At 68.8% G+C, this 13,635-nt stretch carries 16 protein-coding genes; 2 read left to right on the forward strand and 14 right to left on the reverse strand.

Going from position 1 to position 13,635, the window contains the following annotated elements:
* Positions 1-6: 6 nt before the first annotated feature.
* Entirely contained in the window at positions 7-1,320 is a 1,314-nt protein-coding gene (gene aceA / locus J2X65_RS08770) for an isocitrate lyase (RefSeq protein WP_310200329.1), read from the reverse strand.
* Between the two features lie 145 nt (positions 1,321-1,465).
* Positions 1,466-1,726, reverse strand: coding sequence for a hypothetical protein (locus tag J2X65_RS08775; RefSeq protein ID WP_310200330.1), 261 nt, complete (start codon positions 1,724-1,726; stop codon positions 1,466-1,468).
* A gap of 136 nt (positions 1,727-1,862) precedes the next feature.
* Here J2X65_RS08775 and J2X65_RS08780 point away from each other — a divergent pair, with 136 nt between their 5' ends.
* Together J2X65_RS08780 and J2X65_RS08785 are read left to right on the forward strand one after the other, a co-directional pair.
* Positions 1,863-3,299 (forward strand): short-chain fatty acyl-CoA regulator family protein, encoded by a 1,437-nt coding sequence (locus J2X65_RS08780; RefSeq protein ID WP_310200333.1) that lies wholly within the window; start codon positions 1,863-1,865, stop codon positions 3,297-3,299.
* A gap of 130 nt (positions 3,300-3,429) precedes the next feature.
* Positions 3,430-3,837 (forward strand): OsmC family protein, encoded by a 408-nt coding sequence (locus J2X65_RS08785; protein ID WP_310200335.1) that lies wholly within the window; start codon positions 3,430-3,432, stop codon positions 3,835-3,837.
* A 1,019-nt stretch (positions 3,838-4,856) separates the two neighbouring features.
* On the opposite strand, the gene J2X65_RS08790 is transcribed toward J2X65_RS08785, so the two are convergent.
* The 12 genes from J2X65_RS08790 to J2X65_RS08845 form a co-directional block, all read right to left on the reverse strand.
* Positions 4,857-5,738: a 3-hydroxybutyryl-CoA dehydrogenase gene (locus J2X65_RS08790; protein WP_310200337.1), complete on the reverse strand. Its 882-nt coding sequence runs from the start codon at positions 5,736-5,738 to the stop codon at positions 4,857-4,859.
* Positions 5,739-5,811: 73 nt separating this feature from the next.
* Positions 5,812-6,774 (reverse strand): FAD-binding protein, encoded by a 963-nt coding sequence (locus J2X65_RS08795; RefSeq protein WP_310200339.1) that lies wholly within the window; start codon positions 6,772-6,774, stop codon positions 5,812-5,814.
* 2 nt (positions 6,775-6,776) lie between these two features.
* Positions 6,777-7,529: an electron transfer flavoprotein subunit beta/FixA family protein gene (locus tag J2X65_RS08800; RefSeq protein ID WP_310200341.1), complete on the reverse strand. Its 753-nt coding sequence runs from the start codon at positions 7,527-7,529 to the stop codon at positions 6,777-6,779.
* A gap of 272 nt (positions 7,530-7,801) precedes the next feature.
* Positions 7,802-8,521, reverse strand: a complete 720-nt coding sequence (locus tag J2X65_RS08805) for a rhomboid family intramembrane serine protease (protein WP_310200343.1) — start codon at positions 8,519-8,521, stop codon at positions 7,802-7,804.
* Positions 8,522-8,642: 121 nt separating this feature from the next.
* Positions 8,643-9,296 carry a glutathione S-transferase family protein gene (locus J2X65_RS08810; RefSeq protein ID WP_404977685.1) on the reverse strand — a complete coding sequence of 218 codons (654 nt, stop codon included), beginning with the start codon at positions 9,294-9,296 and terminating at the stop codon, positions 8,643-8,645.
* Between the two features lie 82 nt (positions 9,297-9,378).
* Positions 9,379-9,960 carry a cob(I)yrinic acid a,c-diamide adenosyltransferase gene (locus tag J2X65_RS08815; RefSeq protein ID WP_310200345.1) on the reverse strand — a complete coding sequence of 194 codons (582 nt, stop codon included), beginning with the start codon at positions 9,958-9,960 and terminating at the stop codon, positions 9,379-9,381.
* Between the two features lie 7 nt (positions 9,961-9,967).
* The gene (locus J2X65_RS08820) at positions 9,968-10,171 is read right to left on the reverse strand and encodes a twin transmembrane helix small protein (protein WP_310200347.1); all 204 of its coding nucleotides are present in this window, start codon (positions 10,169-10,171) and stop codon (positions 9,968-9,970) included.
* A gap of 48 nt (positions 10,172-10,219) precedes the next feature.
* Positions 10,220-10,696: a TspO/MBR family protein gene (locus J2X65_RS08825; protein WP_310200349.1), complete on the reverse strand. Its 477-nt coding sequence runs from the start codon at positions 10,694-10,696 to the stop codon at positions 10,220-10,222.
* 233 nt (positions 10,697-10,929) lie between these two features.
* A complete protein-coding gene (locus J2X65_RS08830) occupies positions 10,930-11,385 on the reverse strand; it encodes a host attachment family protein (protein WP_310200351.1) in 456 nt (151 codons plus the stop codon).
* 111 nt (positions 11,386-11,496) lie between these two features.
* The gene (locus tag J2X65_RS08835) at positions 11,497-12,180 is read right to left on the reverse strand and encodes a GNAT family N-acetyltransferase (RefSeq protein ID WP_310200353.1); all 684 of its coding nucleotides are present in this window, start codon (positions 12,178-12,180) and stop codon (positions 11,497-11,499) included.
* Positions 12,177-12,668, reverse strand: coding sequence for a MarR family transcriptional regulator (locus J2X65_RS08840; protein ID WP_310200355.1), 492 nt, complete (start codon positions 12,666-12,668; stop codon positions 12,177-12,179). Before J2X65_RS08840 ends, J2X65_RS08835 begins: the two co-directional genes overlap by 4 nt.
* Before the next feature lie 80 nt (positions 12,669-12,748).
* A complete protein-coding gene (locus J2X65_RS08845; RefSeq protein WP_310200730.1) occupies positions 12,749-13,579 on the reverse strand; it encodes a YihY/virulence factor BrkB family protein in 831 nt (276 codons plus the stop codon).
* Positions 13,580-13,635: the final 56 nt, after the last annotated feature.

Raw genomic sequence — 13,635 nt, forward strand, 5'->3', positions numbered from 1 at the left:
ACCGCCTCAGAACTGCGCCGTTTCGGTCGAGTCCTGCATCGCCGTGGTGGCGCTCATGCCGTTGGTCAGCGCGGTGGCGATGGCGTCGAAATAGGAGGTGCCGACCTCGCGCTGGTGGCGCGTCGCGGTGAAGCCCTGCTTTTCGGCGGCGAACTCGGCCTCCTGAAGCTCCGAATAGGCCGCCATGCCGTCCTGCTTGTAGCGGCGGGCGAGATCGAAGGTGGTGAAGCTCACCGAGTGGAAGCCGGCGAGCGTGATGAACTGGTACTTGTAGCCCATCGCGCCGAGCTCGGCCTGGAAGCGCTTCATCGCCGCCCGGTCCATATATTTCGCCCAGTTGAAGGAGGGCGAGCAGTTATAGGCCAGCATCTTGCCGGGATGGACCTTGTGCACCCCCTCGGCGAAGCGGCGGGCATCGTCGAGGCTCGGGGTCGAGGTCTCGCACCACAGCAGGTCGGCATAGGGCGCATAGGCCACCGCGCGGGCGATGCCGGCCTCGAAGCCGCCCTTCAGCCGGTAGAAGCCTTCCGCCGTGCGCTCGCCGGTGATGAAGGGCGCGTCGGTCTCGTCGATGTCCGAGGTGATGAGGCGCGCCGCCTCCGCATCGGTGCGGGCCATGATCACGGTCGGCACGCCGAGCACGTCGGCGGCGAGGCGGGCGGCGTTCAGCGTGCGGATGAAGGTGCGGGTGGGGACCAGCACCTTGCCGCCCAGATGGCCGCACTTCTTCTCCGAAGCCAGCTGGTCCTCGAAGTGGACGGCCGCCGCGCCGGCCTCGATCAACGCCTTGGTCAGCTCATAGGCGTTGAGCTGGCCGCCGAAGCCGGCCTCGGCATCGGCGATGATCGGCACCAGATAATCGGTCTGCGCGTCCGATTTTCCCTCATGACGCTCCAGCGTCTGGATCTGGTCGGCACGCATCAGCGCCTTGTTGATGCGGCGGACCACCGCCGGCACGCTGTCGACCGGATAGAGGCTCTGGTCGGGGTACATGTCGCCCGAGGAATTGCCGTCGGCGGCGACCTGCCAGCCGGAGAGATAGATCGCCTCCAGCCCGCCCTTCACCTGCTGCACCGCCTGATTGCCGGTATAGGCGCCGAAGGTGGGCAGGAAATCGCGCTCGTGCAGCAGCTCCCACAGCCGGCGGGCGCCGTGCTGGGCCAGCGTGTGCTCGACGCGCAGCGAGCCGGCGAGCTTTTCGACATCTGCCGGGGTGAAGGTACGGGAGATGCCGTTCCAGCGATCCGGCGCCCAGTGCGGGGCGGAGAAGGGCTGGTTTGGCGCATGGCGGTCGCCACTGGGGCGGGCGGTGTCGAGCATGATTTCCTCGGTAAAGGCTTTACAGATGTCGGGCGAAAAGTGTGGCGCGAGCCGGCCGGGCGGCGCGGCGGAACGGACATCGGCCGTTCCGCTGGTGCACCGGGGCGCCGTTTAAGCGGACCGCCCGGCGTTTCGCGTCCGCGCCTCAGCTGCCGGCGCGGCGCATATAGGTGGCGGCCACCATCGGCCGCATGCCCGCCTCCTCGCCGATATGCGCCGCGAGCGGCGAGCCTTCCGGCAGGCGGAAGCTGTGACGCCCCATGCGGTGCAGGATGGAGAAGCCCTTTGCCGCCAGACCATCCTTGGCGTAGACGCGGCTCACCTCCTCGGCATCCTCGCCGATGATGGTGATGAACTCGTCGCGGTCGGTGTGCGGCTTGGTGTGGCGATGCTGATGGGTCGACATGGTCGCGCTCCGTGTTGGCTGATGTAAAGATTTGACCACTCGACAGCACAAAGCAAGATATATAAGAAAATCATGGTGTTAAGCTGAAAATGCGTGTAAAGTTCTTCAGCGCGGATTGTAAAGCGAGCAAAGCGGAATGGCGGCGGACGATCCCCAGGTCGGCGGGCGTATACAGCGGCTGAGGCGCCAGCGCGGCGTCTCCCAGGCCGAGCTGGCCAGCGCGCTCGGCATCTCGGCGAGCTATCTCAACCTCATCGAGCACAACCGCCGGCGCATCACCGTGCCGCTGCTGCTGAAGCTGGCCAGCTTTTTCGGCATCGAGCCGGGCGAACTGGTGGAGAACGACGAGACCCGGCTGCTCGGCGACCTGATGGAGCTGTTCGGCGACGAGGTGTTCGCCGACAACACCCTGACCAACCAGGATGTGCGCGACCTCGCCAATTCCAACCCGGCGATCGGCCGGGCGGTGGTGCGGCTATACGACCGCTACCGGGCGCTGCGCGGGGCACGCGCCGGCGGTTCCACCGAACCGGCCGCGCCGACGACGGGCGCCGCCGCACAAGGCTCGGGCGGGCATCCGGCGACCGACGCGGTCTCCGATTTCGTCCAGGCCAATGCCAACCATTTCCCGACGCTGGAAGCCGCGGCCGAGCGGGTGCGCACCGACATCGACGCCGAACCGGATTCGCTCGATTACGGCCTGCGCAACTACCTGTTCAACGTGTTCGGGCTGAACTGGCGCACCGCCAACCTGCCCGCCGGCATCGCCCGCCGCTATGATCCGGAGCGCCGCGAGATCCTCACCGCCGAGGTGCTGGAGCCGGCCTCGGCGGCCTTCGCGGTGGCGCACCAGATCGGCCTGTTCGCCGCCGGCACCGAGATCGACCGGCTGATCGAGGACAGCGACCTGCCGGCCGACGCGCCGGTGGTGGCCCGCAACGCGCTGGCTTCCTATTTTGCCGGCGCACTGATCATGCCCTATGAGCCGTTCCTCAAGGCCTGCCGCGAGATGCGCTACGATATCGAGCGGGTGCAGCGCCGGTTCCGCGCCAGCTTCGAGCAGGTGTGCCAGCGGATGACCACGTTGCAGCGGCCGGGCCAGATGGGCGTGCCGCTGCACCTGATCCGCACCGACATAGCCGGCAACATATCCAAGCGCTTCTCGCTCTCCGGCATTCATATCTCCCGCCATTCCGGCGCCTGCCCGCGCTGGAACGTCTATTCCGCCTTCCTCCACCCGGAGCGGATCAACGTGCAGATCAGCCAGATGCCGGAAGGGCAGCGCTATTTCTGCATCGCCCGCTCCTATGCCCGCGGCGGGCACGGCTACCAGGCGCCGCGCCGGCATCTGTCGATCGGGCTCGGCTGCCACATCGCCCATGCCGGCAGCCTGGTCTATTCCGACGGCATCGACCTCACCGATCCCGGCCAGGCGGTGCCGATCGGCGTCGGCTGCCGCATCTGCCCGCGCCTCGACTGCGAGCAGCGGGCGCATCCCCCCGCCGACCACCACTTCACCATCAACGAGCGTGACCGCGCCGAGAGCTTCTACGCGCCCGGACGCCGGAGCTGAACCCGGTGCCGGCTTCAGCACGGAGGTACTCAAGGAGGGACTTGCGGGATCGACCGGACCGGAGGAGCATGTCGCGGCTTTCGCTGGCCTCAGCCTTGGCCGGCCGGAAGCGGCCAACCGGGAGGCGACCATGGCGACAACACATGTCGACCTAAGGAGCGTGCCGGGCACCCAGGCAACGACCGGCTGGGCCGGCGGCCATACGGTGACGGTAGACCGGGCAATGGGGGTAGCCGGAGGTGCGGGCCTCGGCTTCAATGGCGGACAGCTGCTGGCACTCGCCATCGGCGGCTGTTTCTGCAACGATCTGCACTACACCGCCCATGCCATGGGGGTGATCCTCACCGAGGTGTCGGTGAGCGTGGAGGTTGATTTCATCGACGATCCACCGATGGCGACCGGGGCGCGCATCACCGCCCAGGCGAGCGCGTTGCCCAGAGATGTCGATATCGAGGATTTGATCAACCGGGCCTTTGCCGTCTCGACGGTCGGCAACTCCCTGCGCCAAGGCGTGAATGTGGAGCTGGCGGCCGCCTGACGGCGGACCGCGCATCGGATCGCCTGCCGCCGTCCTGCGGCGGCGGGCCGGGAAGTCGGACAGGCAGGGCACGGACCCGCCCCGGCCACCCTGGCAGGATAGGCGGCGCGCCCTGCCAAAGTCCGGAGGCCGCGCCAAGGTCGACACGATGCCGCCGCCGGACGGCACACCCCGAGATCCGGTGTGGTCGGTGGAAGCCTCGGCACTCGTCATCGCATCGCCCGCTGGCGCGTGGGACGATCCGCATTCCGCAGTGGAGCCGCGAGCTGCGTGACATGAAGCATCGGCCGCCACGCTCGGCCTCTCGCTGCTGCCGGCCGCCGCGCCGTCCACGCCGGCGCCGCCCTCCGCCGAGACGATACCCGCCTCGACGAGGCATGGGACGACCGATCGAGACCGGGGCAAGCTGCTCACTTCCCTTGCGATCCGTCCAGCCGGCCAACCTCGCCGACCCGACCGCGGCGGCACGCGTCCGCGAGTCGCTGTCGCTGTCGCTGGACAGGGACGCCATCGCGGGGCGCCGGGCAGGCTGCCGGCCGAACCGGCAAACCCTGCGAGAGCGTTTTCGAGCGAAGTGGATTCCACTTCGCGGCAAGAAAACGCGTCAGAACAATATGCTGGAGCATTTCCCGCGAACCGGTGTGCACCGGAAATGCTCTCGCCGCCCCATAATGACGAGAGCAGAGCGGCGATCCTGATCGCCTTCGCCGCTCGCCATAGACTTTCGCTGCCGAGAGCACCCTGCCGACAGGACGACGTTCTGCGACGACGCTGCCAAGCTTGAAGGCGCCTCGGAACGCCTACCGGTGCTTGCGAATAGCGGTGTTGGTGCGGCGAAAATCTTCTCCGCTCTCCGTCGCAAGTACGAAGGCGCGGACGGAAGGTCGCCGGCGGCGCGCGGATCGTCGGCGAACCGACGATCCCGCACATGGTGGGCTTCGGACAGGCGGACCCGACCTATGGACCGCCCCGCTGCCGGCCGGCAGCCGGGCGCGGCGGCGCCGGCAGGAGCGGCAGGTTCAGCGTGTCGGGACCGGCTTCTCGCCACGATAATCGTAGAAGCCGCGCTGGGTCTTGCGGCCGAGCCACCCCGCCTCGACATATTTCACCAGCAGCGGGCACGGCCGGTACTTCGAATCCGCCAACCCTTCATGCAGGACCTGCATGATCGACAGGCAGGTGTCGAGGCCGATGAAATCGGCCAGCTGCAGCGGCCCCATCGGATGATTGGCGCCGAGCCGCATGGCGGTGTCGATGGCGTCCACCGAGCCGACGCCCTCATAGAGGGTATAGATCGCCTCGTTGATCATCGGCAGCAGGATGCGGTTGACCATGAAGGCGGGGAAATCCTCCGACACCGCATAGGTCTTGCCGAGCCGAGTGACGAAACTCTTCGACAGTTCGAAGGTCTCGTCCTCGGTGGCGATGCCGCGCACCAGCTCGACGAGCTGCATGATCGGCACCGGGTTCATGAAGTGGATGCCGATGAAGCGCTCCGGCCGGTCGGTGGTGGCGGCCAGCCGGGTGATCGAGATCGACGAGGTATTGGTGGCGAGGATCGCCTCCGGCTTCAGATAGGGGCAGACCGTGGCGAAGATCTTGCGCTTGATCTCCTCCTTCTCCACCGCCGCCTCGATGACGAGATCGGCCTCGGCGAGGTCGCCGACATTGTCGGACCCGCCGATGCGGGCGAGCGCCGCCTGCTTGTCGGCGTCGGAATAGAGGCCCTTCGACACCTGCCGGGTCATGTTGCCGTTGATGGTGGCGAGACTCGACTTGATGCGGTCGGCTTCCAGATCGTTGATGATGACCTCATAGCCGGCGAGCGCGCACACATGCGCGATGCCGTTACCCATCTGTCCGGCACCGATGATGCCGATGCGCTTGATCTCGAAACCCATCACTCTAGCCCGTTGCCGCCGTCAGCCCATGTGGGGCGGGATACCCACTATATCCCGCTCCCCGCCTTTTGCCTCAGCTGTTTGTCTTTACCTTGGCGATTTCCGCCGTCAGTTCCGGCACGATCTGGAACAGGTCGCCGACGAGACCATAGTCGGCAACCTGGAAGATCGGCGCCTCCTCGTCCTTGTTGATGGCGACGATGACCTTACTGTCCTTCATGCCGGCGAGGTGCTGGATCGCCCCGGAAATGCCGAGCGCGACATAGAGCTCCGGCGCCACCACCTTGCCGGTCTGGCCGACCTGCCAGTCGTTCGGCGCATAGCCGGCATCGACCGCCGCGCGCGAGGCGCCGACGGCGGCGCCGAGCGCATCGGCCAGCGGCTCGACCACGGCGTGGAAATTCTCCGCCGAGCCCAGCGCCCGGCCACCGGAGACGATGACCCGCGCCGCGGTCAGCTCGGGGCGCGCCATCTGCGCGATCTCTTCCGACACGAAGGTGGCGCCCTTCGCCTCGCCGGCGGCCGACGCGTCCGGACTCGCCTCGCGGATCGGCGCCGAACCGCCTTCCGCGGCGGGCGCGAAGCCGGCGGTGCGGATGGTCAGCACCTTCTTGCCGCTGGCGCGCACGGTCTGGATGGCGTTGCCGGCATAGATCGGCCGCTCGAAGGTGTCGGGCGCCACCACGGCGGTGACGTCGGACACCTGCATCACGTCGAGGAGCGCGGCGATGCGCGGCATCACGCTCTTCCACACCGCGGTGGAGGGAGCGACCAGCGCGTCATAATCGGCGGCCAGCGCGACGCCGAGCGCCGCGACCGGCTCGGCGAGGCGATGGGCATAGGCCGGCGCGTCGATCAGCAGCACCTCGGCGACGCCGTCGAGCCCGGCGGCGGCCTCGGCGGCGGGGCGGGGGTTCGCGCCGACCACCGCCACGGTGACCGGGGCGCCCAGCGCAAGCGCCGCGGTGAGCGCACGGGCGGTGACCGGGTTCAGCGACGCGTCGTCATGTTCGGCGAAGAGCAGGGTATTGGCCATGATCAGAGAACTCCCGCCTCGTTCTTCAGCTTGTCCACCAGCTCGGCCACCGAGCCGACCTTGATGCCGGCCGAGCGCCCGCCGGGCTCGACGGTCTTCAGCACTTCCAGCTTGGGGGCGATGTCGACGCCGAGATCGGCCGGGGTCACCTCGGCGATCGGCTTCTTCTTCGCCTTCATGATGTTGGGCAGCGAGGCGTAGCGCGGCTCGTTGAGGCGCAGATCGGTGGTGAGGATCGCCGGCAGGGCGAGTTGCAGCGTCTGCAGCCCGCCGTCGATCTCGCGGGTCACAGTGGCGGTCTCGCCCTCGATGGTCACCTTGGAGGCGAAGGTCGCCTGCGGCAGGCCGAGCAGCGCCGCCAGCATCTGGCCGGTCTGGTTCGAATCGTCGTCGATGGCCTGCTTGCCGAGGATGACGAGGCCGGGACCTTCCTGCGCCACGATGGCCTTGAGCAGCTTGGCAACCGCCAGCGGCTCGACGCCCGCCTCCTCGGTCTTCACCCAGATGCCGCGATCGGCGCCCATGGCCAGCGCGGTGCGGATGGTCTCCTCGGTCTTGGCCGGGCCGACCGACACCGCGATCACCTCGGTCGCCCTGCCGGCTTCCTTCAGGCGGAGCGCCTCTTCCACCGCGATCTCGTCGAACGGGTTCATCGCCATCTTGATGTTGGCGAGCTCGACGCCGGAGCCATCCGGCTTGACGCGGATCTTCACATTGTAGTCGACCACCCGCTTCACGGGCACCAGGATCTTCATCAGCCGGATCTCCCGCCGCCCGCGACAGGCAGGCCGGCAGTCTAAAACTCCAGGAATGGCGCCGCGCGCGACGAGCGCGACCCCGCGAGGCGCCGGGGAAACTATGGACAGCCCCCCGGCCTGTCAACGTGACGATTCGACGGAAAGTCGAGGGCCGGAGCGCTTTTGCCGCTTATGGAATTGTGAAAATTCCGAAACCCCAGCCGGCGCCGCCGCTTCCGTCTCCCGGAACGGGACCTGAGCCCGGACTTGGGGCCCGGCGGGGGGACCGATCAGATCGGCGGATGGCCGTCCGGGGTGCCGTCGCGGGTGGTGACCCACAGCGGCACGCCGGGCCGGCGCAGGAACACCACCAGCACGGCGCCGGTGACGAGGCCGCCGACATGCGCCCACCAGGCGGTATCGGCCTCGCCGGCGCGCAGCGCGCTCCACAGCTGGAAGCCGATCCAGGCGCCGAGCGGCCAGATCGCCGGCACCCGCAGCGGGATGCGCAGGAACATCAGCACCCAGATGCGCACATTGGGATGCAGCATGAGATAGGCGCCGACCAGCCCGGAGATCGCCGCCGACGCCCCGACCAGCGGCGAGGCCGAATCCGGCACCGCCATGGCATGGGCGAGGCCGCCGGCCACCCCGCAGGCGAGGTAGAAGGCGAAATAGCGCGCATGGCCGAGCGCATCCTCGACATTGTCGCCGAACACCCAGAGGAAGGCCATGTTGCCGGCGAGATGCAGCCAGCCGCCATGCAGGAACATGTAGGAGATCAGCGTCAGCTCGGCCGGCAGGCGCTCATACTCGGTCGGCAACACCGCCGCATGGTTCACCACCGCCGGGATGGCGCCGTAGCCGAAAGCGGTGGCGACGTCGATATCCGGCCGGTAGCCGTGCTGCACCAGCACGAACACCAGGATGTTCACCGCGATCAGCGCCCAGGTGACATAGGCGTGGGTGATGCCTTCGAGCGGGTTGTCGTCGTTGATCGGCAGCAGCATGGCGGGCGACGGTCTGGAAATCGGGCGAATCGCGGCGCGGGCACCGGCGCTCCGCCCCCACAGAATGCCGCGTTGCGGCAAACCGCGCCACAGGCTTGAAGATGCCGGGAAGCCACGGGGCTCATTCGCTCCGGCCGACCGCCATGGACGGCCGGACGGCGAGGCGGGACCACCAGGCGGCAAGGGCGGGGAATTCGCCGACCATCGCCGCGCCTTCCGCCGCCTTGAGGAAATAGTCGAGCATCGGCGCCAGATGCAGATCCGCCAGCGAGAGGTGCTCGCCCGCGAGCCACGGCCCCTCCCCCATGAGATCCGCCAGCGCTTTGAGGCAGAGGCGGGCCGGCGGCAGGGCGGCCGCGAGCACGGCCTCGTCGGCGATGCCGCCGCGCCCGGGCTTCTCCACCCGCTCGACATAGACGCCCCAGACCAGCGCAGGATAGGCATAGGAATCGGCGATGCTGATCAGCTGGTTCATCCGCGCCCGCGCCCGCGGATCGGCGGGCTGCAGCGCCGGGCCTTCAAAGGCCTCGTCGACATAGCGGGTGATGGCGCCGGTCTCGTAGAGGGCGAAGCCGTCATGCTCGAAGGCCGGGATGCGGCCGAAGGGATGCCGCCCCAGATAATCCGCCGGCAGGCCCTCGGCTGCGAAAACGTCGACCGGCACCAGCTCGCAGGCGACGCCCTTCTCGGCCAGCACCAGCCGGACAATGCGCACATAGACGCTGTAACCGGCGCCGAACAGGAGCGGCCGCCGGCGCAGGGGCAGCACGTTCATCGGCTCGCTTTCATCGGCTCGCTTTCATGGCCTCACCCTCATACTCGCGCGCTCATACTCGCGCACTCATGGCCGACCCGGCCTATTCCCGCCCCGCCGCCGGCACCCACAGCACGTCACCGCCGGCGCCCGCATTGGCGGCGCGGCTCATCACGAACAGCAGGTCGGACAGGCGGTTGGCATATTTGATCGCCGCCGGCGAAACGATCTCGCCGTCGCGGCCGGCCAGCTCGACCATCATCCGCTCGGCGCGCCGGCACACGGTGCGGGCGACGTGCAGATGCGCCGCCGCCGGGCTGCCGGCCGGCAGCACGAAGGAGCGCAGTGGCTTCAGCCCGGCATTCAGCGTGTCGATGTCGCGTTCCAGCCGGGCGACCTGCGAGGCGACGATGCGCAGCGGCTCGAAGCCGCGGTCGACGCCGTCATCGGGGGTGGAGAGGTCGGCGCCGAGGTCGAACAGGTCGTTCTGGATGCGGGCCAGCATCGCATCCATGTCGGGATGCGCGGCGAGGTGCAGCCGGGCGACGCCGATCAGCGCATTGGTCTCGTCCACAGTGCCATAGGCGGCGATGCGCAGATCGTGCTTCGGCCGGCGCTCGCCGGAGCCGAGCGCCGTGGTGCCGTCGTCGCCGGTGCGGGTGTAGATGCGGTTGAGCACGACCATGGCGATCTCAGCCCTGGTGCATCAGGATGACGGTGGCGAGCACGAAGCACAGCGCCACCGCCTGTAGCAGCACGCGCCACTGCATGAGCTTCTGCGAGCGCAGCGGCGAGCCGCCGCGCACCAGGTTGGCGAGGCCCATGATCAGCACCACCGCCACCGCCCCCAGGGCGATGGGCAGCACCACGAACTTGGCGAGGAAGAGGATATCCATGCACGGCCTCCCGATGCGATGCGGCGAGGCGCGAAAAGATGCGTCCGCTCAGTTCATCGCCACAATGGCAGCGTTCAGCGCCGTCGCATAGGCGATCCACAGGAGATAGGGCGCCAGCAGCCACGCCGCGATGGTGTCGAGGCGGGCGCTCGCCGCGATGGTGGCGCCGACGGCGCCGATGAGCAGGACGATGACGGCGAGCGCGGCGCCGGTCGCCTCCAGCCCGAAGAACACCGGCGACCACAGCGCGTTGAGCGCCAGTTGCACGAAGAACAGCGCCACAGCCAGCCGCCGCGCCGGCGAGGGGGCGTGCAGCTGCCACAACCGCCACAGCGCCACCGCCATCAGCACGTAGAGCGTGGTCCACACCACCGGGAACACCGCATCGGGCGGGGTCCAGGACGGCTTGGCGAGGCCGGCATACCAGGTGGGGATCTTCGGCGTGGTGGCGAGCGAGCCGATGGCCCCCACCGCCAGGCACAGGCCGACGCTGACCACGAGGCGGAAGAAGGAAAGCGTCTTCAAGATCGGTCCTCCGGCGGCGACGGCACCGATGTCGGTGGCGCGCCCATTACGGAGGAGCGCCGCGCGCGGATCAAGTCACCCGGCGCCACAGCGTCGCGGCGGAGCTGTCGCCGGAGGAAATGCCGGCCGGATCGCCGGATTGGGGGCCGGCCGGTTGCCGGTTGATCGCGGGGTGCCGCCGGGGTCCGGGGCCCGGACGATCTCGACGGGGCCCGGTCCCCGCGGCACGCCGGTCACGCGGCGAGGTGCTTCTCGATCTCGTAGACCGGCAGCTTCACCATGTCGCGACGGACCTCGCCGATCAGCGCTTCCTGCACCGCGCGGCCATAGAGCGGGCGCAGCACCCCCAGCGCGCGCGGCGACGCCACCACCACCAGCGCCTTCGCCTCGCCGGCGGTGAGCAGCGCCTCCAGCCGGGCGGCGATCCGGCGCAGGAAGGCAGCCTCGGCCTCATCGTGGAAATCGGTGACCTCCACCGCCGAACGGGCCGAACCGGCCGATTGATGCACGCGGCCGGGCGCGTCGGTGCCCTGCGCGGCGGTCGGCGGATTGTCCTGCTCATGCACCTCATAGGTGCGCAGATTCGGGAAGGCCCCGTCGCCCTCGTTGCGCAGGATCAGTGCCCTGCGACCGTCGCACACCGCGACGAGCACGCCGGCCGGAAGCCGGATCTTGTCATGGTGGGTCATATGCCGGATCTCCTCTCGCTGTCCGGCGCCATTCGACACCCTTGCCGGGCACAGCGCCTTGACCATGGTCAAGGCGTGAAGGCCGATGAAAGTTCCGCCCGCCCGCCGGGTTCAGGCACCACGGCCGGCCACTACCACGTTCATCGGACGCCGCACGCGGAAGCCGATCGATTCGTACAGGCCGATCGCCGCTGCATTGCCGGCATAGGCGTGCAGATAGGGCGTGTCGCCACGGGCGACGATTTGGGCGGCGACATGGAGCGACAGTGTCCGGCCAAGCCCGTGGCCGCGCAGGTCGGGATGGGTGCACACCCCGCTCAGCTCGGTGAAGCCGGGCTGACGCATGCGCTCGCCCGCCATCGCCGCCAGCCGGCCGTCGATGCGGATGCCCCAGAAGCGGCCCAGGCTCAGCGCCTTCAGGCTGAACGGCCCCGGCCGGGTGAGCGTCGCCAGCTCCAGCATCTCCGCCGCGTCGGCCGCCGCTAGGGACTTGATGCGGGCATCCTCGACCTGTGGCAGCGGCAGGGCGGCCAGCATCTGCACCGCTTCAGCGACCGAGACGGCCGACAGTTCCTCCGGCAGCACGACATCCTCCGCCTCGGCGAGGACGACGGTGTCGCCGGGTGCGACCAGCGCGGCGAGGGCGCGGCGCGATTCGACGCGGTCATCCGCCATGGCGGCGAAGGGGACGATGTCGGCAGGATAGCGCCGGGCAAGGGCGTCGCCCTCGGCCAGCGGCGCCTGAAGGCTGGTCAGCGCGGTCCAGACCGGGCGGTCGAGCGGGTGCGGGTTCACCGAAGGCCGTCCTTCTGCCGCGCGGCGCGCCGATGCAGTGGCTCGCTCGCCAGCCGGTCCTCGATCGCCGTCAGCTGCGCCAGCAGCGGGCCGGACAGGTCGCGGCACAGTTCGGTGACCGCGGCATCGATGCGCGGCCACAGCTCGCTCCTGGCGGCCTCGACGAGCTGCCGCCCGGCGGCGGTGAGCGACACGATCTTCTGCCGCTGATCCTCGGGACCGGGCTTCGCCTCGACCAGGCCGCGCTCGACGAGGCGCGCCACGGTGCGGGTGACGCCAGGCTGGGAGACGCCGAGCGCCTGCGCCAGATCGCCGACGGTGAGGGGGCCCAGGCGGTCGAGCGCGGCGAGGAAGGGATGCTGGCCCGACGGCACCGCCGGATCGAGCGCGTCCAGCAGCGCCTGGGTGTCGGACTGCAGCTGCTCGCCGAGCCGCTTCAGCCGGCTGCCCAGCGCGAGATGGCCGAGCGCCCGCAATATGTCGTCCATTGCGAAGCCTCCAATAACATAACACGTTATATAACATGTAATGTTATTGGAGGCAAGCTGGCGCCCGGGGCAGGCGCGGGCTAGTAGGCGGCTTCGCGTGCCCGGCGGATAGCGGCGTTGAGCTCGCCGCCATACACGAAGATCGAGGCGGTGGTGTAGAGGAACACCAGCGCGATCATCACCGAGGCAAGGCCGGCATAGGTGGTGACGTAATTGCCGGCGAAGGCGGCGAGATAGCGCCCGAAGGCGGCGCCGGCGCCCAGCCACAGCGCCAGGGTGACGAGAATGCCGGGCGCGACGTCCGACAGCCGCCGCCGCCCGGCCGGCAGCCACATATGCGCCACCACCAGCGCCACGATCAGGATCACCGAGGTGGCGGCGTAGCGCAGGAAGGTGATGACCGAGCTGAACGGCTCCAGCGCCGGCACGAAGCGCACCACCCCGAACCACAGCACCGGGCCGAGCACCACCAGGAACGACAGCGCCAGCAGCCCGGCGGCACCGACCAGCACATAGCCGATGGATTCGAGGCGCAGCCAGTACCAGGAACGCATCTCCTTCACGCCATAGGCGCGGTTGAGGCCGATGCGCAGGCTCTCTATGCCGTTGGAGGAGAAGTAGATCGCCAGCACCACGCCGACGGTGAGCGCATCGGTGCGCACATGGGTGAGCACCGAGGAGATCTCCCGGCCGATCGGCGCGGCGACCTGCGAGGGCCACGCCTCCAGCATCAGCTGCACCGTCTCCTTGGCAAGGTCCTGGAAATCGAAGAAGGCGGCCAGCGCGGTGACGAAGATGAGGAAGGGGAACAGCGACATCAACGCCGACAGCGCGATGTGGCTGGCGATCGCCCAACCATCATCCTCGACGAAGCGCCAGAACGCATCCCAGCCAATATCGTAGGCACGCAGGAAAATGCTCGTGTCTCCCGGGATGGTGGCGCGATGCTCCGCACGACATCGGATGT

Origin of the sequence: Ancylobacter sp. 3268 (assembly GCF_031456575.1) — a bacterium.
Lineage (GTDB): Bacteria > Pseudomonadota > Alphaproteobacteria > Rhizobiales > Xanthobacteraceae > Ancylobacter.